Here is a 24776-nt window from a genome sequence, read left to right as displayed (position 1 = left end):
GTGCGAGGGCTTCGTGGTACCGGAGGAGGGACTTGAACCCCCGACCTACGGATTATGATTCCGTTGCTCTAACCAGCTGAGCTACTCCGGCGTAGAGAGCTGCAAATATACGAAGAGCCGGCTTATTCGCCAGTCAATCGTTGAAGTTCATCACGAAGACGCGCCGCCTTCTCGTAGTCTTCCACGTTGATGGCCTGATTCAGCTCCTGTTCGAGGCGTTGACGATGGGTGAGACTCGCCGACTGAGGTTCGGCTTCCTTCGTCTCACCGCTGCTCTTCAGCATGCTGAGTTCGTCCTCTTCCTCGTCTCCGTCTTCACCTGCTTCCTCGCCTGCAGCGTCTGGCAACTCCTCGTCGCCCGGCTTGAACGACGCTTCCTGCATGATCTCCTCGCTTACGAAGATGGGCACGCCGCACCGTACGGCCAGGGCGATGGCATCGCTCGGGCGTGAGTCGATTTCCTGATCCGTGTATTCGAAGACCAGGGAAGCGTAGAAGGTCCCTTCCTTGAGGTTGTTGATCACGACCTCGCGCAGATGGCCTCCCAGTGCCTCGATCACGCTGCGGAGCAAGTCATGCGTCATCGGACGCTGTGCCTTGATCCCCTCGAGTTCGTTGGCGATGGCCTGCGCTTCGGGGCCGCCGATCACGATCGGAAGGCGGCGCACACCGTCCGATTCCTTCAGGATGAGGGCGTAGGCGCCATTGCTGGCGGGACTCACGCTGAGCCCCAGAATATCGACCTGAACCTTGTTCATGCGGAAATATATCTCACTTCCCCGTGATAGCAGAGATCTTCTGCGTCAGTTTCGGCAGAACCTCGAAAACATCACCGACGATGCCGTAGTCCGCCATCTTGAAGATCGGAGCTTCCTTGTCCTTGTTGATGGCCACGATGATCTTCGACGACGACATACCGGCCAAATGTTGCACGGCGCCGCTGATACCGCATGCGACATACATGTTGGGAGAGACGGTCTTGCCCGTCTGTCCTACCTGCTCGCGATGCGGACGCCAGCCTGCGTCCACGACTGCACGGGATGCACCGACGGCACCACCAAGGCTACGGGCGAGTTCTTCGACGAGATGGAAGTGTTCGGGGCCCTTGAGGCCACGACCACCGGAGACGACGATGTCGGCTTCGGCAACGTCGAGTGCGCCTTCGTTCTTGACGACGTTCGTGACGCGTGCCGTGCGCACACCTGCATCGATGGCGGGCGAGAAGGCTTCGACGGAGACGGATGCTCCGTCACCCTTCCTGGCCGTGAAGACATTCGGACGCAGTGTATAGACGGCGGAAGCGGTGAGGGGCTTGACGGTCAGTTCCGCCTTGCCTGCATAGACGGGGCGAACGGCCTGCAGCGTGTCGCCGTTGGCCGTCAGGGCCACACAGTCGGGCACGAAGCCGGCGCCGAGCTTCACGGCCACGCGGGGTGCCACGTCCTTGCCGGTGGCATTCGCACCGAAGAGTACGACGGTCGCACCGGTCTTGCGGGCGGCTTCCGCCACGACCGTGGCGAAGGTACCGTTGGAGAACGTCGACACGGCGTCGCCGGTGGCATTCAGGCAGGAGGTCAGACCATAGTCGCCTGCGGTCTGGAGTTGTTCGTTCGTGGCATTCATGGCCACGCCCGTGACGGTCGCACCAGGAATGGCGAATGCTGCCGTGATCACTTCATACGACGTCCGGCGAAGGCCATTTCCCTGGGGTTCGAGAACTACGAGTACTGTCATGATTCGGATTCTTCTTGTTGATGTCGTTGTTGGTGAAGTTCAGGTCCGATCCCGACCGGACCGCGGTCGTCAGATCATCTTCGCTTCTTCGTGAAGGAGACGTACGAATTCGCTGATGTCGGCATCGCTGTCGCCGACGATCTTTCCGAGACGCTTGTTGTCCGGCAGGTTCATGGACATCGTCTGCGTGCGGGCGGCTTCGGACGAAGGGGCACGTTCGGTGATGGGCTTGGACTTGGCCTTCATGATGTCCGGAAGCTTCGGATAGCGCGGATCGTTGAGCCCCTTCTGTGCGCTGATGACGCAGGGCAGGGTGGTGACGACGGTTTCCTTGCCGCCTTCGATGTCGCGTTCGGCGGTGACGTTCGTGCCGTCGATCGTGAGGCTCGAGACCATGGAGATGTTGGGCAGGTTCAGGAGTTCTGCCACCATGGGAGGAACCTGGAACGAATCGAAGTCGATGCTCTGGCGTCCGAAGATCACGAGGTCGGGCGAAAGCTCGCGTGCCGCATCGGCGATGCTGGCCGCTACGGAGAACGAATCGCTGCGTGCGTCGTCCTTCACCAGGATGGCCGTATCGGAACCCATGGCGAGAGCAGTACGGAGGATGTCCTTGGCGCCTTCACCGCCCACGGTCAGCGTGGTGACCGTGCCGCCGTTCTTTTCCTTCAGGCGCAGGCCCTCTTCGATGGCGAATTCGTCGTAGGGATTCAGGATGAATTTCACGCCCTGGGGGTTGATACTGACGCCGTCCGTACCGACAGCGATCTTGGTCACGGTATCAGGCACCTGGGAGATGCAAACGAGAATGTTCATGACGTTCCTTCGATAAGCAACTGGAGTTCGAACAAGAAGGCGAAAATACGAAACGGAAACGAGGAGTCGGGACGGATCGCGGGCCGTTTCGCCGTCGAATCACGTGGAATTGTTTCATGGCTGCGTCGCTGGCAGCATGGTCCGGATATACTGGCCGGTCATGCTTTCGGGCTCGTTCGCCACGGCTTCCGGCGTGCCTGTAGCAACGATGCGGCCTCCGTCGCGTCCACCGCCCGGCCCCAGGTCGATGATGTGGTCGGCATAGGTGACGACATCGAGGTTATGTTCGATGACGACAACCGTATTGCCCTTGTCGACGAGCTTCTCGAGCAGCTTGAGGAGGATGCGGATGTCTTCGAAATGCAGGCCGGTCGTGGGTTCGTCGAGCAGATACATCGTCCTGCCCGTACCGGTCCGCGACAGTTCCGTGGCGAGCTTGACGCGCTGCGCTTCGCCGCCGGATAACGTGGGGGCCTGCTGACCGAGCGTGATGTAGGTGAGACCGACGTCCATCAGCGTGGCGAGCTTGTGCTTGATCTTGGGTATGTCCTGGAAGAGTTCGAAGGCTTCTTCCACGGTCATGTCGAGGACGTCGGCGATGGATTTGCCCTTGAAGCGTACGGCGAGAGTCTCGCTGTTGTAGCGCTTGCCACCGCATGTGTCGCAGGGGACGTAGACGTCGGGCAGGAAGTTCATCTCGATCTTTCGTATGCCCGCACCCTCGCATTCTTCGCAGCGTCCACCCGATACGTTGAACGAGAAGCGTCCGGCCTTGTAGCCACGGATCTTCGCTTCGGGAAGCATCGTGAAGAAATCGCGGACCTGCGTGAAGAGCCCGGTATAAGTCGCCGGATTGCTTCGCGGCGTGCGTCCGATCGGTGTCTGGTCGATCTCGATGACCTTGTCGATGTTCTCGAGGCCTTCGATGCGGTCGTGCTTCAGCGGCTGGACCTCGCTGTTGTAGAAGTGGCGTGCCAGCAAGGGATACAGCGTATCATTGATGAGCGTGCTCTTGCCCGAGCCGCTCATACCGGAAATGCAGACGAAGGTTCCGAGAGGAATCTCCATCGTCACGTTCCGGAGGTTATGCCCCGATGCACCCACGAGCCTGATCGTCTTGCCGTTGCCCGGACGGCGTTCGGCAGGAATGGGAATCGTGCGCTTGCCGGACAGGTACTGGAGCGTCAGCGAACGTTCGCCGACCGCCATGCTCTCCGCATTCACGTCCTTGGGATGGAAGGCCGCGACGACCTCGCCGCCATGGACGCCGGCACCGGGACCGATGTCGACGACGTGGTCCGATTCCTCGATCATCTCCCGGTCGTGTTCGACGACGAGGATGGAGTTGCCGAGATCGCGAAGGCTCTTCAACGAAGCGATGAGCTTGCGGTTGTCGTGCTGATGCAGACCTATGCTCGGCTCGTCGAGGACGTAGGTGACACCGACGAGTTGGGAGCCGATCTGCGAAGCCAGCCGGATACGTTGCGATTCGCCGCCCGACAGCGATCGTGCGGAACGGTCCAGCGTGAGATAGGTGAGTCCGACGTTGCGCAGGAAGCTCAGACGTGTGACGATTTCCTTCAGGATCATGGTCGCGATGATATTCTGCCTGTCGGTCAGTTTCGCCGGCAGGGCAGAGAACCACGACTCCGCGGTCTCGATATCCATGATCGTCGTGGCATGGATGTTGGCCTCGGCGACGCGCACGAAGAGATGCTCTTCCTTCAGCCGCGCTCCCTTGCACGTACGGCAGGGTATCGTGGCGAAGTATTTCTCGATGCTCCTCCGTACGCTGGCCGTCGTCGTCTGCTCGAATTGATGTCGCAGACTCGGCAGTACGCCGATGTACTTGTGCTTGATGGACGTGCCGCTGTAATTCACGGAGACGGAGCTTCCCTCCGTGCCGTAGAGCACTGCCTGTACGTCCTCTTCCGGTAACGAACCGAGCGGCTTCGTCATGTCGACGCCGCGATGTTCGCAGAAGGCGATGACCTGCTTCCAGAGCCATGTCTCACGCTTCTTGCCGAGCGGTGCGATACCGCCCTGCTCGATGGACTTGTTCGGGTCCGGAATAACCAGTGCGGGATCGAAGTCCATCATCTCGCCGATGCCTTCGCACGTCGAACATGCGCCGAAGGGCGAGTTGAAGGAGAACATGTTCGGTGCAGGTGTCTCGTAGGAACGTCCGCACGACGGACACGAATAGCTGGTACTGAAGTAAAGGTCCTTCCAGGTTCCATCCGCCTGTTCTTCCAGAACGTTGACTCCTGCCTCACCCATGTTGAGGGCGGTCTCGATGCTTTCCGTCATCCTGCGCCGGTTGTTCGGATCCACGTTCAGACGGTCCACGACGAGGTCGATGTTGTGCACCTTGTACCGGGCGAGCTGCATCCCTTCGGTGATGTCCTTGATGTCACCATCGACACGGACACGGGTGAAGCCCTGCCTCCGGAACTGATCGAAGAGCTCGCGGTAGTGGCCCTTGCGGCCCTTGACCACCGGACTCAGGACCTGCAGCCGCCGCCCTTCGGGAATGGCCATGAGCGTGTCCACGATCTGGTCGATCGTCTGCTGCTGCACGGGGATGTCGCAGTCGACGCAGTACTGGATACCGACCTTGGCGAAGAGCAGACGAAGGTAGTCGTAGATCTCCGTCACGGTACCGACGGTCGAGCGGGGACTGGAACCGACGGACTTCTGTTCGATGGAGATGGCAGGCGACAGGCCTTCGATCACGTCCACATCGGGCTTCTTCATCACACCGAGGAACTGGCGTGCGTAGGAGGACATGCACTCGACGTACCGCCTCTGCCCTTCGGCATAGATGGTATCGAAGGCGAGCGACGACTTGCCCGAACCGCTGAGGCCCGTCACGACGACGAGCTTGTCACGCGGGATTTCGAGATGGACGTTCTTGAGATTGTGCTCCCGTGCACCCCGTATGAGGATGGAGGTGAATTCTTCGGGCACCGGAACGGATTGCGTGGGGGTGGTATTCTTCGCCATTGACGATCATGTACGTATGCGAAACCAACAAAAATACGATACAATTCCCGAGCGTATCTTGTCCGACATGATACGATTCGACATCGATTCCGACATTTCCCGCGCCTGGACCGTTCCATCGGCCTGGTATCGCGATGCTGAGAGCCATGGCCGATGCCTGGATCGCATCTTCCGCCGCTCGTGGCACTGGCTTGCCGACGGTTCGGACGTCCGCGTCCCGGGGACGGCATCTCCCACGTCCATACTCGACGGGCCGCATTGCGAACCCCTTGTCGTTACGAGGGATAGGGATGGTCACCTGAGGGTCCTGTCCAATGTCTGCACACACCGGGGAAACCTGGTGGTGAATGCTCCGTGCCGGCTGAACGAGCTGAAATGCCGCTACCACGGCCGGCGGTTCTCCCTGGACGGCACGTTCCGGCACATGCCCGAGTTCGGCGAAACGTCGGACTTCCCGACGCCGAAGGACGATCTGGTCAGGATCGCCCATGGATCGTGGGGCGACATGATCTTCGGTTCGATCGATCCAATGATGCCGTTCGAGGAATGGATCGCACCGATGGACGCCCATGCCGACCGGATGTCACTCACCGCGATACGTCACGCACCGCAGCATGACAGGGATTACCTGGTCCAGGCACACTGGGCCCTCTATGTCGAGAACTATCTCGAAGGCTTCCACGTGCCCTTCGTTCACGCCGGGTTGAACGACGTCCTTTCGTATCAGGACTACCGAACGGAACTGCTTCCTCGAGGTGTACTCCAGATCGGTACGGGAACGTCGCCCGAGCACTGCTTCCATGGAAGCGACGTCGCCGCCTACTATTACTGGCTCTTTCCGAACCTCATGCTCAACGTCTATCCATGGGGCATTTCCATGAACATCGTCAAGCCTCTGGCCATCGATCGTACGCGGATTTCCTATCGAACCTATGTCTGGGACGATGAGCGTTACGATACCGGCGCCGGCTCCGACCTCGACCGTGTGGAACGGGAGGACGAGGAGATCGTCGAGGCAGTCCAGAAAGGAATGCGTTCCCGCATCTATGAACGCGGACGATACTCGGTTCGCAGGGAGCAGGGCGTCCACCACTTCCATCGTCTCCTGGCTCGCGAGTTCGGAGACGAATCGGGAAGTCGGGACTAGAGATAGGCTTCGAGTTCCGCCTCACTGTCGAGCAACACCTGGCGACCCTTCGCACCGTCGGGCGGACCGACGATTCCGGCCATTTCCAGCTCGTCCACGATCCGTGCCGCACGGGCATAGCCCACCTTCAGACGGCGCTGCAACGTACTCACGGAAGCCTGCTGAAGCTGGATGAAGATACGGGCCGCATCTTCGAACAGTACGTCACGATCGCCACCATCGCTACCGTGCCCACCACCGCGCTTGTTCGATATACTCGGCAGCATGTAGGGGGTGGAGTAGCCCTTCTGCCTTCCGATCCAGTCGCAGAGCTCTTCCACCTCTTCCGTGCTGATGAAGGCATTCTGCATACGGATGGGCTTCGGCGTATTGCCCGGTGCGAACAGCATGTCGCCGTTGCCGATGAGATGCTCGGCGCCACTACCGTCGATGATCGTACGGGAGTCGATGCGCGACGACACCTGATAGGCGATACGGGCGGGGAAGTTGGCCTTGATCAAACCCGTCACGACGTCGACGCTCGGACGTTGCGTAGCCACGATACAGTGGATACCGACGGCACGGGCGAGCTGTGCGAGACGGCAGATCGGCTCTTCCACTTCCTTGCCGGCCGTCATCATGAGATCGGCGAGCTCGTCGATGATGACGACGATATAGGGCATGGGACGATGCGTGATACCTCCCTTATCCGTCAGCTTGCCGTCCTTCACCCTCGAATTGTAGTCGTTGATGTTACGCTGTCCTGCGGCGGCCAGGAGCGAGAATCGCTGCTGCATCTCCTCGACGACGGACTTCAATACGGCCACGGCGTTCTGTGGTGACGTGATGATCGTTTCGTCGATGTCGGGCGAGACGGCCATGAAGTGGTGCTTCAGAGAAGCGTACAGATTCATTTCCACGCGCTTGGGGTCGATGATCACGAACTTGAGATCGCGCGGATGCATCTTGTAGAGCAGCGAGGCGATGATCGTATTGATGCCGACCGACTTCCCCTTACCGGTGGCGCCGGCGATCAGCAAGTGGGGCATCTTCGTGAGATCGGCACAGTAGACTTCACCGACGACGGTCTTGCCCATGGCGATGGGCAGCTTGATGTCCGGATTGTGATACTTCGGACTCTTGATGATCGAACTGAACCGGACGATGGCGGGCTTGTGATTGGGGATCTCGATACCCACCGTACCGCGTCCGGGAATGGGAGCGATGATCCGTACGCCTTGCGCCTTGAGGGCAAGGGCGATGTCGTCGGCCAGGGATTCGATCTGGCTGACCTTGATACCTGCTGCAGGAACGAATTCGTACTGCGTGACGACGGGACCGGGCTGTACGGTAAGGTTCTCGATCCTGATACGGAATGTCTCCAGCTTCTCCTGCAGGATGCGAGCGTTCTCCTGCAGCTCCGAATCGTCCACCTCGCTGGACTCGTCCGTCTGGACGAGAAGGGAAATGGTCGGCGGTTGGAAGCGGATTTCCTCGTCGTAGAGCGCATTGCCGGGCAGGGCCATTTCCGGCTCCTTGCCGGCGGGTTGTTCGACCATGACCGTCAGCGGACGCTGGACCTGGATCCGTTCGCGCTGAGGTACGACGGGAGGAGGTTGCGGCTCTTCTTCGGCTTCCGCGCCCCGCCCGTTCTCGACGTAGCCCGTCGCCTCCTCGACGACGGATTCATCGTCGTCCTGTTCGTCCTCATCCGTCACATCCTCATCCACCTCTCCGGCATCGGTCGACGGAGGCTGAACGGAGATGGACTTGTTGGGATGGAGTGCGGAAAGACGTCGTTGCACAAGATCCATGTCCAGGATATTGGGCTGTTCCGGTTGTTCGGCCGACGGTGTAGCGGCTTCGTGCTGTTCCAACGGTTCTTCCACACCTTCATCGACCGGTGGTGGAGTCGCAGGAGGCTTGGGCAGCGGGCGGACGATACGGACGGAAGGGGCGAGTGGAGTGCCAGCCTGCGGACCCGCATTCCTGCGGATGATCTCGGCCGGTTCCTCGTCGTTGCGTTGCCGTGACGGTTTCGCATCCGTGCCGAGAGGCTTCAGCACGGCACCACCTGCGCTCTTGTCGACCTTGATGAAGTCATTGTCGTCACGATCGCTCACCGGAGCGGCCATCGTCGCCTCGTCCGTGAGGATGTCGTCGCCCGCATCGTCGTCTCCGGCCGCGGAAACGTTGTGCCTGGCGAATCGATCCTTCATGGTCGACACCAGCAGCCGCAGGCGCACACCGAGCGTACCAACGTTGATCTCGAACCCGATGACGGAGGCGAAGGCAAGGGCGGCCAGCAGAACGACGGCCGATCCGGCCGTACCGATGAACTGCGAGATGACGCCGGCGATGAACTGTCCGATGGCTCCGGCCCATTCCCTGTCGATCGTGAACATCCATGGTACGAGTTGCAGCGTTCCAACGAAGGCGGACAGCAACGTCGCCGTTCCGATCGTGGCGATCGAGCGGCGTGTGAGGAGGGGGCCGAGCCGCTGATGCGTGAATAGCGCGCGAGCCCAGAACAGCATCAGGACCGGAATGCAGATGGACCACACGCCGATCGTCGACGTATACATCCAGTGCGCCAGTACCGCGCCGAGAAGGCCAAGCCAGTTATGGGTCGTTTCGAACCGCACGCGCAGATCCTCGTCGCCCCTGATCACTCCGATCATGTCGCGGAGGGTCAACTGTGCATTCGCCTCGTCATGCGTCGTGTACGACAGGAGGGCGATGAGCATCAGGATCGCGGTGAGGGCCAGAAGGATGGCCGTGATGCGGTATCGGCGTATCAGATCCTTGTCCTGCTTCGGCGTCCTGACGCGTCCGCTCCCGGACACAGGAGCTCCCTCCTCGGTTGAGGCCTTTTCCTGTTGGGGGATTCGACGGATAGGTATGTTCTCAGGACGTTGTGCCATGCATGCTTCCTCTTGTGCGGCAAAGTTACGAAGGGCCTCCGCAACGGTCTGTATGCCGCGGCCTCGCAGGATTTGGATAATTTGCCCATCAAAAAACAGACCAATGCACGTAGACTCCTCCCGTTTGCTCGTGATCGCCGGCCCCTGTCTGGTGGAATCGCGAGATCTCGTACGCACCGTCGCGGACCATCTGCTGACCATTACCCGCGATCTGCCCGTACAACTGGTCTTCAAGGGATCGTACCGCAAGGCGAACCGTACCAGCTCCGGCAGCTTCCAGGGTATCGGCGACGAGCAGGCATTGTCCTATCTCGCGGAAGTGGGACGCGACTTCGGCCTGCCCGTACTCACAGACATCCATGCCGACGCGGAAGCCGCACATGCGGCGGAATACGTCGACGTGCTCCAGATACCGGCATTCCTGAGCCGTCAGACGTCACTTCTCGAAGCGGCCGCAGCCACGGGAAAGACGGTGAACATCAAGAAGGCACAGTTCATGGCGCCCGACGATATGGCCAAGGCCGCAGCGAAGGTCGTCGCAGCAGGGAACGATTCCGTCTGGCTCACCGAGCGGGGAACGTCCTTCGGATACCATGATCTCGTCGTGGATTTCCGCGGTCTCGTCACGATGAAGGCCACGGGATTTCCGGTGATCTTCGACGCCACGCACTCCGTCCAGCAACCGTCGGCAGGTGCGCAGAGCGGCGGACGTCCGGAATTCATCCCGGCGCTCGCCCGTGCCGCTGCGGCGGTCGGCGTCGACGGTCTGTTCTTCGAGACCCATCCCGATCCCGCCAATGCGAAGAGCGATGCGGCGACGCAGCTTCCGCTCGAACGCTCCGGCGATTTCCTGCGTTCCGTCCTGGCGCACTGGAGCATCGGCCGATGAGGCGCCCGCTCGTTCTTCTCGTCGCGCTCGCCGTGACGGCAGGCCTCGCGGGATGCTATCAGCATTCGGGTCCGGTACGCCGTGGACCCGACTCCACGGAAGGGCAGCCGGCGCATATCTCCTACAATGTGCGTGTGAGATTCACGGACTCGATCCGTACAAAGGCCATTCTGCAGTCGGCAGTGGCGAGGCTCTGGGAAGACAGGCAGGAAACGACGCTCGGGGATACGGTCATCGTCGATTTCTTCAGCGCCACGAGCGGACGACGCATGGCGCGCCTTACGGCCGACAGTGCCATCATCGACGACAGGACGAAGAACATGGTCGCCATCGGTAACGTCATCGTATGGTCCGACAGCTCGCGTACGTCACTGTCGACGACGAGACTCGTATGGGACAACAGCCGCGAGCGGTTCTCAACCACCGAATACGTCCGTATCGTATCGCCGAAGGAAACCATCGAAGGCGAGGGCTTCGAGTCGGACCAGTATCTCACCTCCTATCGCATTTTCAAGTTCAGGGTTCGTGGAGAGCAACGATGAAACCTATGATCGTGACAGGAAACTGGAAGATGAATACGCTTCCGCAGCAGGGAGCTTCGCTGGCGACATCGCTCGCAGGCGATGCACGCGTCGCGGACGCCATCGGTCGTGGAGTCGACGTCATTCTCTGTCCGCCCTACACCGGCATCGCCGGTGCCCTCGCCGCTATCGGTGACAGTGGTATGAAGATCGGCGCACAGAACTGTCATCACGAACCGTCGGGTGCCTATACGGGCGAGATTTCGGCATTGATGCTCGAGGCAATCGGTTGTGGCGCCGTCATCGTCGGGCATTCCGAACGCCGGCGTGACCAGCATGAGACGAACGACGTCGTTGCCCGGAAGCTGAAGGCCGTCCTCGATGCAGGAATGCTTCCCATCGCCTGCGTGGGCGAAACACTGAGCGAACGCGAAGCGGGTATCACGGCAGACGTCATCACGCGTCAGATCAGCGCCCTCATCACCGGAGCGGGTGCCGCGGCCATCAGGTCCAGTATCATCGCCTACGAACCCGTATGGGCCATCGGTACGGGCCTCGCGGCCACACCAGGTCAGGCGCAGGAAGTCCACGACAGGATTCGCACACTCCTGGTATCGAACGGCTGCGATACGGCCATCCTCTACGGCGGCAGCGTCACGTCCGAGAATGCGGCGGAGCTCTTCGCATGTCCGGATATCAATGGTGCACTCGTCGGCGGGGCTTCGCTCAAGGCCGACGTCTTCGCAACCATCGTCGCGGCGGCGGCACGCGAATGCGGGGGAACGGCGTGACGTTCACCATCGCCAACATCATCACACTCGCACGACTCTTCATCGCGCCGATCTTCCTCGTCTTCGCCCTGACCGATACGGCCTGGGCGATCAACGTCGCGGCGGTTCTCTTCATCGTCGGAGCCGTCTCCGACTACTTCGACGGTCTGCTCGCACGGAAATACGGAGAGGTGACCGAGCTGGGCGTCTATCTCGACCCGCTCGCAGACAAGGTATTGACGACTGCGGCCTTCGTCGTCTTCTTCGTGCACGACATCATGCCGCTGTGGATGGTCATCATCATCGTCGTCCGCGACTTCGGTACCACGGCTCTGCGAAGCCTCGCATCGGCGGAAGGGAAGCCGCTCGTCACCAGTCGGAGCGCGAAGGTCAAGACCTTCCTCCAGATGGCATTCATCGCCTACGTCCTCATCCTCATGTGGGCCCGCCACGTGCTTTCGGAACCGGCGGCATCGGATGCATACAGGCTGCTCTACTCGACCCCGACCTATCTGGCCATTCTCGGTATCACGCTGTTCACGTTGTGGACCGCCGTCGAATACGTCCTCGACAACAGAACGATGTTCCGCCGTGAATCCTGACGTACAGGCGACATCGCGCACGTCGCCAGCAGCCATCGTTGCCAGCGTACTCGGCCTCGGCTACCTGCCGGTCGCACCTGGTACGTGGTGCAGTGTCGCCGTGGCTCTTCCGGCCATCCTCGTCCCGGCCGACATCGCCACACTCCAGTACGTCTACCTCGCTCTGGCAGTCGTCTTCGGTCTCCTCGGACTGTGGAGCGTTCCACGCGTGCAGGCGGGGTGGGGGAGCGATCCATCGGCCGTCGTCATCGACGAAGCCATGGGAATGAGCCTCGTCCTCGTGCTGCCCTATGCCTATATGTCCGTCTGGTGGTGGTTCGGGGGCATCGTCCTGTTCCGCCTGTTCGACATCCGCAAACCCTGGCCGTTATCCGTCATCAACGGGCGTACGGAGGCATGGAGCGTCATGGCCGACGACGCGCTCGCCGGCTGTTTTGCGGCTCTGTGCCTGCATCTCGGCTTCATCGCGTTGCAGGTCGTGCTCGTGTCGTTGGTCGTGTCGAATGGCCGTCCGCTGCCCTGACGGCCTCCCCAAACCCCCATGAACAGGCGGTTTCGGGAGTACCTCCCCCCGGGAAGCCCCATAAAATCTAGGATTGTGGATAACTCGTGCTTGCGGAACCCGATGGGCACTTGATATTTTCGTGCCGCAAGTATTTTTTTCAACAGCTTTTTGTGGGGTACAAATGAATAAAGCTGAGTTGATCGAAGCGATCGCTTCGGGTGCCGGTCTGCCGAAGACGCAGGCCGATGCCGCACTGGTAGCGGCTCTGAACGCCATCAAGTCCGAAATCGGCAAGGGCGGTTCCGTATCGCTCATCGGTTTCGGTACGTTCGGTGTCTCCAAGCGCGCCGCTCGCAAGGGCAAGAACCCGCGTACGGGCGAATCCATCAAGATCGCCGCTCGCAAGGTTCCGAAGTTCACGGCAGGCAGCGAGCTGAAGGCCATCGCCAATGGCGAGAAGAAGGCCGGTGCTCCGAAGAAGGCAGCCGCTCCGAAGAAGGCAGCCGCCAAGGGCAAGAAGAAGTAAGCCGAGCTTGACATGAAGCCCGCCATTGGCGGGCTTTTTTTTGCCCTGTCCGTACCGATTGCTCGACGTTGAATGGTAAATTTGCACTCATGCCGGTTTCGCACCTGTTGTCCACCCGTACGCTGACCTCCAATGACGTCCTCGACATTATCCGCGAGGCGCATGGATATCTTTCCAGCAACGGCCTGAAGCCACAGCAGCATGACGTGGCCTTCGGGAGACGTGTCGTTCTCGCCTTTTTCGAGGCTTCCACCCGCACCAGACTATCGTTCGAGACGGCCGCCCATCGCCTGGGCGCGGATACCGTCCTGTTCCAGCCGTCGGGCAGCAGCGTGGAAAAAGGGGAGACCTTGCGCGAAACGGTCCTGACGATCGAAGCCATGGGCTTCGACGCCATCGTCCTGCGTCATGCCGATAACGGCACGCACGAAACCGTCGCCTCGTATACGGCGATGTCCGTCATCAATGCCGGCGAAGGATCGCTGGCCCACCCCACGCAGGCACTGCTCGACGCTTCCGCACTGATGGAACGCTGTGGTACGCTGGAAGGAATGCGTATCTGCATCGTAGGCGACATCCGCCACAGCCGCGTGGCGCGTTCCAACATCGACGTCTTCACCAAACTCGGTGCCGATGTCGCCGTCTGCGCTCCACCCGCATTGATGGGCGAGGACGACGACATACGTTCCCTCCTGCGCTTCGAGTCCATTTCGGACGCTCTGGAGTGGGCCCAGGTCATCAACCTCCTGCGCATCCAGCGCGAGCGCATGACTGACGTCATCGTACCGTCGTTCGACGACTATCGCAGCCGATACGCGCTGACGCTCGATCGTGCCCTGGCGCATCCCGATACCGTCGTCATCCATCCCGGACCCGTCAACGTCGGCGTGGAAGCCGATGCCGACGTCCTCGATCTTCCCCAGACCCTCATCCACCGTCAGGTCTCGCATGGCGTAGCCGTGCGCATGGCGGTGCTCCGACGTATTCTTACTGACCGACCTACAGCCACGTAAAGGACTTCCATGCCTCGTCGTACCGACCTCTCCTGTATTCTCGTCATCGGCTCCGGCCCGATCGTCATCGGCCAGGCCTGCGAATTCGACTATTCAGGCACGCAAGCCTGCAAGGTGCTCAAGGAGGAAGGCTATCGCGTCGTACTGATCAATTCCAATCCCGCCACGATCATGACCGATCCGAACGTGGCCGACGCGACCTACGTCGAACCGATCACACCGGAGTTCATCGAGGAAGTGATCCGCAAGGAACGTCCGGACGCCATCCTGCCCACGATGGGCGGCCAGGTCGCCCTCAATGCGGCCATGGCACTGCACGAACGGGGCATCCTCGAGAAGTACGACATCGCTCTCATCGGTTCGCAGATCAAGTCGATCAACATGGCCGAGGACCGCGAACAGTTTCTCGAGGCGATGAAGCGCTGCGACATGGACATGCCGCGCGGCGGCTTCGTGAACGACTTCGATCAGGGCATGGCCATGATCGACCAAATCGGCTTCCCGGTCATCATCCGCCCGTCTTTCACGATGGGGGGCACCGGCGGCGGTATTGCCTACAACATGGAAGAGTATCGTGAAATGCTGCGCTCGGGCCTCGTCGCCAGCCCCGTCCACCGCGTTCTGGTCGAAGAGAGCGTGATCGGATGGAAGGAGTACGAACTCGAAGTGATGCGGGACACGAAGGACAACGTCGTCATCATCTGCTCCATCGAGAACGTGGACCCGATGGGTGTGCATACCGGGGATTCCATCACCGTGGCACCGGCACAGACGCTCACGGACCGCGAATACCAGCGCATGCGCGACGCAGCACTGCGCATCATCCGCGAGATCGGCGTGGAAACGGGAGGATCGAACATCCAGTTCGCCATCGATCCCAGGACCGGCCGCATGATCGTGATCGAGATGAATCCGCGCGTATCCCGCAGCTCGGCCCTGGCATCCAAGGCCACGGGGTTCCCCATCGCCAAGATCGCCGCGAAGCTCGCCGTCGGATTCACGCTCGACGAAATCCTCAACGACATCACGAAGAAGACGCCTGCCTGTTTCGAGCCCTCCATCGACTACGTCGTCGTCAAGTTCCCGCGCTGGGACTTCGAGAAGTTCCGCGAATCGGATAACACGCTCGGCGTCCAGATGAAATCCGTCGGCGAGGTGATGGCCTTCGGCCGCACCTTCAAGGAAGCCCTGCAGAAGTCCATGCGAAGCCTCGAACAGAACCGTCACGGTTTCGGCTTCGACAGGGTTGAGCTCTGCACGCTCGAACGTCCCGACGAGAACAATCTCGCGCCGCTCCGCTCACGGCTGCGCATCCGCACGTCGACATCGATGTTCGACCTCGTCGATGCGCTCCGCTTCGGAATGTCGACGGACGAAATCCACATGCTCACGAAGTACGATCCGTGGTTCATCGAGCAGTGCCGTGAGATCATCGACACAGGACATTCCATTATCGAACGTACGGAATCGGGGCAGGGCCTGGCGTCGATCTCGGCCGTGGACTTCCGCCACATAAAGAACATGGGCTTCTCCGACGTCCAGATCTCCCTCATGACCGGAACGTCCGAAGCCCAGGTCAGGGCACGACGTAAGGAACTCGGCGTGATACCGGTCTACAAGACCGTCGATACCTGCGCCGCCGAATTCGAGTCCGAGACACCGTATCACTACTCGACCTATGGACAGGAGAACGAAGCGGTACCGAGTACGAGCAGGAAAGTCATCATCCTCGGAAGCGGTCCGAACCGGATCGGCCAGGGCATCGAATTCGATTACTGCTGCGTCCAGGGCGTTTTCGCCCTGCGGAAGATCGGCTACGAAGCCATCATGATCAACTGCAATCCCGAGACTGTCTCCACCGACTACGACACGACGAACAGACTCTACTTCGAACCGCTGACCTTCGAGGACGTGATGAACGTCGTCGAACTCGAACGCCCGGATGGTGTCGTGGTGACGTTCGGCGGCCAGACGCCACTGAAGCTCGCCCAGCGTCTTGCCGATGCCGGCGTACCGCTGATCGGAACGTCGCCCGAAGGGATCGACCTCGCCGAAGACCGCAAACGCTTCGGTGATCTGCTGGCCAGGCTGGGCATCGCATGTCCTCCCTGGGGAACGTCGCTCTCGGAAGACGAGGCCGTGATCATCGCTGAACGTATCGGCTATCCCGTCCTGGTACGTCCCAGCTACGTGCTCGGAGGCCGCGCCATGCAGATCTGCTACCGTGAGGAGTCCCTGCGCACCTACATGCAGAACGCGATCGCCCAGGATCCCACCAGACAGGTACTGATCGACCACTTCCTCGAGAACGCCTACGAATTCGACGTCGATGCCGTCGCCGACGGTGAATCGGTCGTCATCGGCGGCGTGATGCAGCACATCGAGGAAGCCGGTGTGCACTCCGGCGATTCGTCCTGCGTGCTTCCCCCGTACAACATCACCGACGAGCAGCTCGAGACCATGAAGACCTATACGCGTGCGCTCGCCCGGGAACTGAACGTGATCGGTCTCCTTAACATCCAGTTCGCGGTCCAGCACGACACCGTCTACGTCCTGGAGGTCAATCCGCGTGCTTCGCGGACGGTACCCTTCGTATCGAAGGCGACGGGCGTCCTTCTCGCCCAGATCGCCACGCGCGTCATGGTAGGGGAGAAGCTCGCCGACATGGGCGTGAAGGACTTCTCAACGAACATCGGCCGTGTGGCCATCAAGGAATCCGTCTTCCCCTTCACCAAGTTCCCGCGCGTGAACGTCTTCCTCGGACCCGAAATGCGGTCCACGGGAGAGGTCATGGGTATGGACAGCTCGTTCGGCCGCGCCATCGTCAAGTCACACATCTCCGCCGGAAACACACTACCTACCGAAGGCAACGTCTTCATCTCGCTCAGCACGCACGACAAGTCCCAGCGTGCCGTTGAAATGGCCAGGGGATATGCCGAACTCGGCTTCAACATCCTGGCTACCCGCGGTACGGCCCAGTTCCTCCAGGAGCACGGCGTTCAGGCGCAGTCGGTGCTCAAGCACTATGAAGGACGTCCGAGCATCGTCGACCAGATCGCCAGCGGTGAGGTCCATATCGTGATCAATACGCCCCTGGGTGAGAATGCCCGTTACGACGAGTACGTGATGGGACAGACGGCAATGAAGTACAAGGTTCCGTTCTTCACGACGCTGGCGGCCGCCGATGCGAGCCTGAGCGGTATCCGGGCATTGCGCACGGAGACCTTTACGTCCACGTCGCTCCAGGAGTACTATGCGAAGACCGGTGCCGGCGCTTGAGAAGCAGTGGACGGTTCTCGACCTGATCCGGTGGGGATCCGACTACTTTCGCGAGAAGGATATCGATTCACCCCGATTGACGGTCGAGCTGATGCTCTGCTCCGTGCTGGAGTGTTCGCGCGTACAATTGTATACGGACTTCGAACGTCCGCTCGGCAAGGACGAGCTGGCAGCACTCAAAGCCATGATACAACGGAGGGTACGGCACGAACCGCTGCAGTACATCGTCGGCAAGGCAGATTTCTATGGACTCCTGTTCACGGTCGCGCCGGATGTCCTCATCCCGCGTCCTGAAACGGAGTTCCTCGTCCAACGAGCGATCCGGATCCTTGCGGATACGGACGGTGCCCGCTGCCTCGATATCGGAACCGGTTCGGGATGCATTCCGGTTGCCATCGCCGTTCATGCGAAGACGTCGCACTGGCTCGCGGTGGACGTATCGCCGGGAGCCGTAAGGATCGCGAGGGAGAATGCTCGCGAGCACGGTATGGAGGACAGGGTGGACGTCGAGGTGATGGATGTCCTGGACGCATGGCCGGAGGGACGGTTCCACCTCGTAACCATGAATCCTCCGTACATTCCTGTGTCCGAAATACCGACGCTGCAGGAAGAGGTGAGGGACTACGAACCTCACATTGCGTTGACGGACGATGCGGACGGACTCACGTTCTTCCGGCGTTGTATCGATATGATGAAACGGACCCTGGAACCGGGAGGCCACATGCTGGTTGAAGTGATGGCCGGACAGGCCGATATCGTGGCCGACCTTGCGCGCGAGGCCGGCATGACCGTCGAGGTCATCGACGATCTTGCCGGAATACCGCGGATCGTGTCCGGAACGATGGTCTGATATGTTATGATGCAGTAATACCTTTGCCCTGGCGCCAATAAGCGTCAATGGCGTTGGTCGTTTTTTGTTAGTTTTGGCCGCTCGCGTACAGTCGCGTCGGCAAGGCAGGAACGAATGCTTGACGAGCAGATCGATGTACGGGACGAAGGGACAATTACGATCGTATCCCTGAACGGGCAGTTCATTGGTGGAGAGGAGACGGATGCATTACGCGATGTGTTCGTGGGGTTGACGAAGCGCGAGCGTCCGCATGTGATCGTAGATCTCGCCGACGTTTCCTATCTCAATTCATCCTTCATCAGTGCATTGCTCGCCGCACACGCGGCGCTGGCGAGGCGTGGTGGAGTCATCGCGCTCGCGGGCATGAACGGTACCATCGGACAAATTTTTGCTGTAACAAAACTCGAGCTGGTGTTTCCTTTGTTTCCGACGGTGGAAGTAGCCAAATCGAGTCAGAACGTGTCATCATAACGCTGTTAACAAACAGTCCTGTTTCAATAAGGGTGTCGTATGAAGAACATGACGAACGTGATCATCACCGTGGCGTGTCTTGTGGTCGCCTACCTGGTGTTCTACCTCCTGCTTGGCGCCGATGCCAACTTCCGTGATCCCAAGACTGGCGTCGTCGACATGCATAATCCCCAGAACATGTGGGGGATGATCTATACGGGTGGTATTCTGGTGGGCCTTCTCATCGCCTGCCTTCTCCTCGCCATCACGTATACGTTCGAGCGTTTCCTGTCCATCAAGAAGGCCGAAGGCAAGAGCAACATGCATGCGTTCGGCAAGAAGATCGTCGAACTCGTGGGCAAGGGCAACTACGATGCCGCCATCAAGGAATGTGATACGCAGCGCGGTTCCATGGCCAACGTTCTCCGTGCTGCCGTCGAACGCTACCGCGCCGTCGAGCACGATGGCAAGATGAATCCCGACCAGAAGCTCGCCGACGTACAGCGTGTGATCGACGAGAACATGAATCTCGAAACGCCACTGCTCGAAAAGAATCTCGTCATGCTGTCGACGGTCGCTTCGATCTCGACGATGATCGGTCTGCTCGGTACCACCATCGGGATGATCAAGTCGTTCCAGGCACTGGGTGCCGGTGGAACGGTTTCCGCTCAGATGCTCTCCATCGGTATCTCGGAAGCACTGTACAACACGGCCGGTGGTCTGCTCGCAGCCATCCTCTCGATCGTTGCCTACAACTTCTTCACGACCAAGGTCGACAACTTCGTCTATACCATGGATGAAACGATCCTTGACCTTATGGAAACACTGTCGGTTCGCACCGGCGGTAACCATTGATCCGGACCGTTTCGTTTTATCTAACGGGAATACGGCATGTCGAAGATTAAAAAGAAGCGGATTGGCGTGACGATGGACATGACGCCGCTGGTGGACATCACGTTCCTCCTGCTGACGTTCTTCATGTTCACCGCCAAGTTCAAGTCCGAAACGGAGTCGGAACAGAAGTTCGTCATCAAGCGCCCGCAGTCGTCGGCAGACACGACGAAGCTGCCGGAGAACGATCTGGTACTGATCAAGGTCGGTATCGATTCGGTGACGAAGGACACGGCCTACTACGTATCCATGGTCAACGAGCAGGATCGCATGAAGCTCGCCCAGGATATGATGGCGAAGCAGTATCCGGGTGCGAAGGAGACGACCGGGCAGTTCAAGGTCACCGACCTCAAGTGGCTCGGGACCATGATCCAGTCCGCACGTATCATCAATTCGAGAGCGAGGTTCGCAGTGGATGCCGACAGGCGTGTCCGTTATCAGTACATCGAGAATGCGATGGAAGAGATGCGGAAGAATCGCGCGACATCCTTCAACTTCGTCACGGACAAGAAGCAGGGCGGATAATCCGGCCTGCACCCCTAACGGAATACGAGAAAACAGGAGACCCAACCTATGGCAGGTGGAGGCGAGGCGCTCGGCGGAGGAGGCGGACAGCGGCGCGGGAAGAAAGGCAAGCGGAAGGCCAAGAAACGTCTTGGCTTCCGTCTGGACATGACCCCGCTCGTTGACATTACCTTCCTTCTGCTGACGTTCTTCATGCTCACGACGTCGATGATCACGCCGCAGACCATGGAGATGTCGGTACCGCCCGAGATAGACAAGCCGGTCGAGGTGAAACAGTCCGAACTGTTCACCATCCGCGTGCGGGACGACGGCAAGCTTTTTTACAATCAAGGTATGGACCAGCCGACGCCCGTGTCGTCGGTAAAAGATCTCATGAAGGTCGTCGTCGATCAGAACGTGGCCCTCAAGAACAGGTGTATCGTCGTGCTGAAGTCGGGTAAGAACGTCCAGTACGGACGAGTCGTCGAGGTTCTCGACATACTGAACCAGGCCGAGCCGCAGATCATCCAGGGCTTGAAGCAGGCCGGTATCAACGAACGGAGCCGCAAGTTCACCGTCGCTCCGATGGAAGACAAGGACGTCGAGGAGATCAAGGGACTATGAGTACCATCGCTGCAAAGAACCCCTTCGAGCAGTTGAAGTACGGTGCCACCGAGCTGAAGGAAATCATCAGCCGGAACACCGTCCGGGCCTTCGTCTATACGACGGCCGCCCTGTTGCTGCTCCTGCTCATCAACTTCACGTACAAGACGGTGATGGCGATGCTGTTTCCGCCGCCGAACGTGGTCAAGGTCAAGCTCGTCCGCGTGAGCATCGACAACCTGGCCCCGCCGCCGACGGATGCCGATGTGCCGCCCCCACCGCCGCCTGCCAACATGCCGGCAGCGGCATCGGGTCCGGCCGCACGTGCCGGTACACCGGTTCCGGTTCCGGATGCCCTGATCGCCCCGGATGCCAAAGACTTCGCCAACGTGGATGAAATCAACCGTGCCTCGGCCGTCGGTGGCGATGGCAACGACATGGGTGGTTTCAGCGACGGTATCGGCGTGGATCCGAACGCGAACCTGCAGATCGAACAGCGCGAGGAAATTCCGGACGTCGACGACTTCGTGGCCGTCGAGAAGGAACCGGGTTTCGACTATGAAGGTCTCCAGCGCCGTGTGCAGTATCCGAAGATGGCACAGCGCAACGGTATCGAAGGCCAGGTCCTCGTCGCGGCACTGATCGGCAAGGATGGAAGCATCAAGGACATCAAGGTGATGGAGTCGGACAACACGCTGCTGAACGAAGAGGCCGTCAGGGCCGTTCGCGGAACGCAGTTCACGCCCGGTATCCAGAACGGCAATCCTGTATCCGTATGGGTACGTATACCTATCCGGTTCCGCCTGCACTAAACGGTCCTCGTACGACATGACCGTCATCAACTATGCCGCCAGGATACTGGTCATTCTTGTCGGAATGGCGATCCTCGGCGGCATTTCTCCGTTCAAGGGCCTATCCTCGCCTCTCCACGAGATCTTCGGAATTGTCGTCATTCTCTTCGGTACGCTTCGTCTCGTGATGTATATACTAGCCCGCAGGAGGTCCAATGACGATGATGAGGAATAGCCCGATTCCCATCGCCCTGACGATCATTGCCCTTATCGCCGCCGCCTGCGGTGGCGAAGAGCAGGCAGGGAACAGGGCGAGGCTCCAGGAAACGGCGCTGTCCGGTACGGCGACGATCACCATCGACGCCGAGATCGAACCGCTCTTCAAGGCAGCGAAAGCCGCCTACGACAAGGACTACCCCGACGCCCACATCGAACTCGTTCCGGAATCCGGGCGTCAGGCCCTCGCCGATCTGTTCCGGCTGGAAACGCGGGCATGCATCGTGGCGCGGGACCTTCTGCCGGACGAAGATTCGGCACAGGATGCGGGACGCGCAGCGTCCTTCCCACGGACGCTCATCGCACGCGATGCCCTGGTCTTCTATGCCGCGAAGTCCTATCCCAGCGATACGCTCAATGCCGAACATATCCGGACGTGGCTGGAAGGGGGGCAGGTGGACATGGATCAGTATCCGAAGGGAACGCCAGCTCCTACGTTCATCGTTCCCGGCGCCGGCTCGTCCGTCTACGGTAACCTCATGAAGCTCGTCACGAACGGGAAGAGGCCGCGAGGGAAGCTGGCCTCCATCGAGCCGAAGATCCCGACGCAATCATCCTTCGAATTCGTCCGTGAGCGCATACGTGCCTCGAAGGATCTCATCGGCGTAGGCCTGCTCTCCCAGTTCGTCCACGACACGTCGGTGAAGATGTTGCGTATCGGCTATACGGATTCCAACGGGGTCGCGGTCTCTCCGAAACCGGTCCATCAGGGATGGCTGGTGCAGGGCCTCTATCCGTATCCCGTGCCGGTCTATATCTACCTGAAGGATCCACCAAGTCAATACAGTCTGCCGTCGGGATTCGCGGTCTATCTCTCGCGCGATGCGAAGGCGCAGCGAACGTTCGGCGAAGCCGGTATCGAACCCGGACACATGAAGATCGTCCTTGTACCAGAAGAATAGGAACAGTCCACAACATGATGAAACCACTGTGCACCACGCTCGCCGTATTCCTGATGGGCCTGTCCGCCGCGATGGCGCAGCCTGAACTGGATAAGGCCGAAGCCCATGTCAAGGATCAGGACTACGTACGTGCCGTGGAGGAGATCCGCTACGCCATCAGGAAGCATCCGACGAACCAGAAGGTTCTGGCTACGGCCACGCGCATCTATCTCGAACTCGACATCGCCGATACGGCCTTGATGTACGGCAAGCGTCTGTACGAAGAGGACAATCAGCGTGACGAAAACGTCTGGCTGTATTCCGAAGCCCTGATGGAGAGCGGAAACAGCCTCGAAGCCGCATCGCTGCTGCGCAAGCAGATCAAGAAGTCGAACAGCGTGCAAAGCTCGCTGCTGCTCGTGGACGCGCTCATCGCCGCCGACTCGCTCGGCAGTGCCGAACTCGTGGCTACGACGGCGAAGGCCAAGTTCGCGTCCAGCCCCGATGCCTACATCGCCCTGGGCAACATCTACTTCAACTACAAGCCGCAACCCGTCTTCGACCTCGCCATCGCGAACTACGAAGAAGCCGTCAAGCTCGACCCCGATCTCGTCCAGCCCCACTTCAACCTCGCCCAATGCTACTGGGCGCAGGCGAACAGGGAATCGGACAACGAACTCGCCAACGAGCTGTTCAAGCGCTCGCTGATCGAATGGGACAAGGTGACGCAACTCGATCCGAAGAATGCACGGGCGTGGTTCGAGAAGGGCAAGATCCTCTACCTCGGCAAGCGCTACCGCGAAGCGGCAGGCTCCCTCATCCGCTATCGTCAGTTGCGCCCCGTCGGTACCGGTAATCCGCTGGCGAGCTGGTACCTCGGCAACTCCTTCTACGAAGTGCGCGAATGCGACTCGGCACGTCAGCATCTCGACGATGCCGCACGCCAGATCGATTCCGTGCGTTCCAAGGCCTCGCTCCTCATGGCCCGCTGCCAGTTCTTCGCCAAGAACTGGGCCAAGTCGGCAGAGCTCTTCGGCAAGGTCGAAAGCGCATCGACCACGCTGGAGTCCCAGGATCTCTGGTACTACGGCGCAACGCTCGTCCTGGCAGGGGATACGGCCAAGGCCATCAGCGTCATGGACCGTGCCGCCACGGCCGATCCGAAGCAGTGCACCTTCATGTTCCGGTACGGAGTCCTGCTGCAGCAACAGCAGAAGAACGAGGCTTCGACGCGCATCCTGAAGATGCGTCTCGCCAACTGTTCCGACTCGCTCGATGCCCGCATCATGGTTCTCATCGGCAACAACTTCTTCGCCGACAGTCTCGTGGACAGCGCTCGGGCAATGTATGAACGTGCCGTGGCCAAGGATTCCCTGACGCCGTACTTCCTCTCGCGGCTTGCGGAAATCACCCTCATCCAGAACGACGAAGCACGTGCCAGGGGCCTCTTCGAAAAGGTCGTCATGCTCGGACGGAACGGTTCGGCCTCGGACAAGCAGGCCGCGATCGGTGCCATCGGACGTCTGAACGGCATGGATCTCACCGCAAAGCGCTGCCAGCAGGTCGTGGACAGGTCGAAGACCGGCCTCGAGATCGACCCCAGAAGCGAAGCCATGCATCTCTGGACCGCCGTCGGCTACCAGTGCCTGAACGATGCGGCCAACGCCAGGAAGTACTACCGGGAAGTCCTCAAGATCAACCCCAACAACGGTACGGCCAAGCAGAACCTCAAGAGCCTCGGAGACTGATCTTCGGGGCCTTGCCCCTTTGTGAATTGGAGATAGCTCCGTATTTTCGTTGTCTTGTGTTCCATTCCCGT

23 protein-coding genes and 1 tRNA gene are annotated in these 24776 nt (G+C 60.0%); 18 read left to right on the top strand and 6 right to left on the bottom strand.

Annotated elements, in window-relative coordinates; genetic code table 11:
- Positions 1–14 precede the first annotated feature (14 nt).
- From BGO89_02735 to BGO89_02715, 5 genes are all read right to left on the bottom strand, one after another.
- Positions 15–91: transfer RNA gene (locus BGO89_02735), tRNA-Met, on the bottom strand.
- Positions 92–122: 31 nt separating this feature from the next.
- Positions 123–758 carry a hypothetical protein gene (locus BGO89_02730; GenBank protein OJX59350.1) on the bottom strand — a complete coding sequence of 212 codons (636 nt, stop codon included), beginning with the start codon at positions 756–758 and terminating at the stop codon, positions 123–125.
- A gap of 13 nt (positions 759–771) precedes the next feature.
- Positions 772–1734, bottom strand: a complete 963-nt coding sequence (locus BGO89_02725; GenBank protein ID OJX59349.1) for an electron transfer flavoprotein subunit alpha — start codon at positions 1732–1734, stop codon at positions 772–774.
- A gap of 69 nt (positions 1735–1803) precedes the next feature.
- Entirely contained in the window at positions 1804–2550 is a 747-nt protein-coding gene (locus tag BGO89_02720) for a hypothetical protein (protein ID OJX59348.1), read from the bottom strand.
- A gap of 114 nt (positions 2551–2664) precedes the next feature.
- Entirely contained in the window at positions 2665–5556 is a 2892-nt protein-coding gene (locus BGO89_02715) for an excinuclease ABC subunit A (GenBank protein OJX59347.1), read from the bottom strand.
- A gap of 67 nt (positions 5557–5623) precedes the next feature.
- Between BGO89_02715 and BGO89_02710 the strand changes: the two genes are divergently transcribed.
- Positions 5624–6703: a choline monooxygenase gene (locus BGO89_02710; protein ID OJX59346.1), complete on the top strand. Its 1080-nt coding sequence runs from the start codon at positions 5624–5626 to the stop codon at positions 6701–6703.
- On the opposite strand, the gene BGO89_02705 is transcribed toward BGO89_02710, so the two are convergent.
- Complete coding sequence (locus BGO89_02705; protein OJX59428.1) at positions 6700–9429, bottom strand: hypothetical protein; 2730 nt, start codon at positions 9427–9429, stop codon at positions 6700–6702. The genes BGO89_02710 and BGO89_02705 overlap by 4 nt on opposite strands.
- A 280-nt stretch (positions 9430–9709) precedes the next feature.
- Here BGO89_02705 and BGO89_02700 point away from each other — a divergent pair, with 280 nt between their 5' ends.
- The 17 genes from BGO89_02700 to BGO89_02620 all read left to right on the top strand — a co-directional run bounded on the left by BGO89_02700 (position 9710) and on the right by BGO89_02620 (position 24705).
- Entirely contained in the window at positions 9710–10495 is a 786-nt protein-coding gene (locus tag BGO89_02700; protein ID OJX59345.1) for a 3-deoxy-8-phosphooctulonate synthase, read from the top strand.
- Positions 10492–11037 (top strand): LPS export ABC transporter periplasmic protein LptC, encoded by a 546-nt coding sequence (locus tag BGO89_02695; GenBank protein OJX59344.1) that lies wholly within the window; start codon positions 10492–10494, stop codon positions 11035–11037. Before BGO89_02700 ends, BGO89_02695 begins: the two co-directional genes overlap by 4 nt.
- 5 nt (positions 11038–11042) lie before the next feature.
- Positions 11043–11807, top strand: a complete 765-nt coding sequence (locus BGO89_02690) for a triose-phosphate isomerase (GenBank protein OJX59343.1) — start codon at positions 11043–11045, stop codon at positions 11805–11807.
- Entirely contained in the window at positions 11789–12388 is a 600-nt protein-coding gene (locus BGO89_02685) for a CDP-diacylglycerol--glycerol-3-phosphate 3-phosphatidyltransferase (GenBank protein OJX59342.1), read from the top strand. Before BGO89_02690 ends, BGO89_02685 begins: the two co-directional genes overlap by 19 nt.
- 34 nt (positions 12389–12422) lie before the next feature.
- Positions 12423–12911 (top strand): hypothetical protein, encoded by a 489-nt coding sequence (locus BGO89_02680; protein ID OJX59427.1) that lies wholly within the window; start codon positions 12423–12425, stop codon positions 12909–12911.
- Positions 12912–13089: 178 nt separating this feature from the next.
- A complete protein-coding gene (locus tag BGO89_02675; protein ID OJX59341.1) occupies positions 13090–13419 on the top strand; it encodes a hypothetical protein in 330 nt (109 codons plus the stop codon).
- Positions 13420–13508: 89 nt separating this feature from the next.
- Positions 13509–14432 carry an aspartate carbamoyltransferase gene (locus tag BGO89_02670; protein OJX59340.1) on the top strand — a complete coding sequence of 308 codons (924 nt, stop codon included), beginning with the start codon at positions 13509–13511 and terminating at the stop codon, positions 14430–14432.
- Between the two features lie 9 nt (positions 14433–14441).
- Positions 14442–17711: a carbamoyl phosphate synthase large subunit gene (locus BGO89_02665; protein OJX59339.1), complete on the top strand. Its 3270-nt coding sequence runs from the start codon at positions 14442–14444 to the stop codon at positions 17709–17711.
- Entirely contained in the window at positions 17686–18561 is an 876-nt protein-coding gene (locus BGO89_02660) for a protein-(glutamine-N5) methyltransferase, release factor-specific (protein OJX59338.1), read from the top strand. The genes BGO89_02665 and BGO89_02660 overlap by 26 nt, the downstream gene beginning before the upstream one ends.
- 114 nt (positions 18562–18675) lie before the next feature.
- Entirely contained in the window at positions 18676–19032 is a 357-nt protein-coding gene (locus tag BGO89_02655; protein ID OJX59337.1) for a hypothetical protein, read from the top strand.
- 39 nt (positions 19033–19071) lie between these two features.
- Positions 19072–19866 carry a hypothetical protein gene (locus tag BGO89_02650; GenBank protein OJX59336.1) on the top strand — a complete coding sequence of 265 codons (795 nt, stop codon included), beginning with the start codon at positions 19072–19074 and terminating at the stop codon, positions 19864–19866.
- Between the two features lie 36 nt (positions 19867–19902).
- Entirely contained in the window at positions 19903–20427 is a 525-nt protein-coding gene (locus BGO89_02645) for a hypothetical protein (protein ID OJX59335.1), read from the top strand.
- Between the two features lie 48 nt (positions 20428–20475).
- Positions 20476–21030 carry a hypothetical protein gene (locus BGO89_02640; protein OJX59334.1) on the top strand — a complete coding sequence of 185 codons (555 nt, stop codon included), beginning with the start codon at positions 20476–20478 and terminating at the stop codon, positions 21028–21030.
- Entirely contained in the window at positions 21027–21821 is a 795-nt protein-coding gene (locus BGO89_02635) for a hypothetical protein (GenBank protein ID OJX59333.1), read from the top strand. The genes BGO89_02640 and BGO89_02635 overlap by 4 nt, the downstream gene beginning before the upstream one ends.
- Positions 21822–21837: 16 nt before the next feature.
- The gene (locus BGO89_02630; GenBank protein OJX59332.1) at positions 21838–22035 is read left to right on the top strand and encodes a hypothetical protein; all 198 of its coding nucleotides are present in this window, start codon (positions 21838–21840) and stop codon (positions 22033–22035) included.
- Positions 22016–22978, top strand: coding sequence for a hypothetical protein (locus BGO89_02625; protein ID OJX59331.1), 963 nt, complete (start codon positions 22016–22018; stop codon positions 22976–22978). Before BGO89_02630 ends, BGO89_02625 begins: the two co-directional genes overlap by 20 nt.
- 14 nt (positions 22979–22992) lie before the next feature.
- Positions 22993–24705 carry a hypothetical protein gene (locus tag BGO89_02620; GenBank protein ID OJX59330.1) on the top strand — a complete coding sequence of 571 codons (1713 nt, stop codon included), beginning with the start codon at positions 22993–22995 and terminating at the stop codon, positions 24703–24705.
- Positions 24706–24776 lie beyond the last annotated feature (71 nt).

Source organism: Candidatus Kapaibacterium thiocyanatum (genome assembly GCA_001899175.1).
GTDB classification, from domain to species: domain Bacteria; phylum Bacteroidota; class Ignavibacteria; order Kapaibacteriales; family Kapaibacteriaceae; genus Kapaibacterium; species Kapaibacterium thiocyanatum.
Note: the sequence above shows the minus strand (reverse complement) of the source record. Positions and strands in the feature narration are given on the sequence as shown.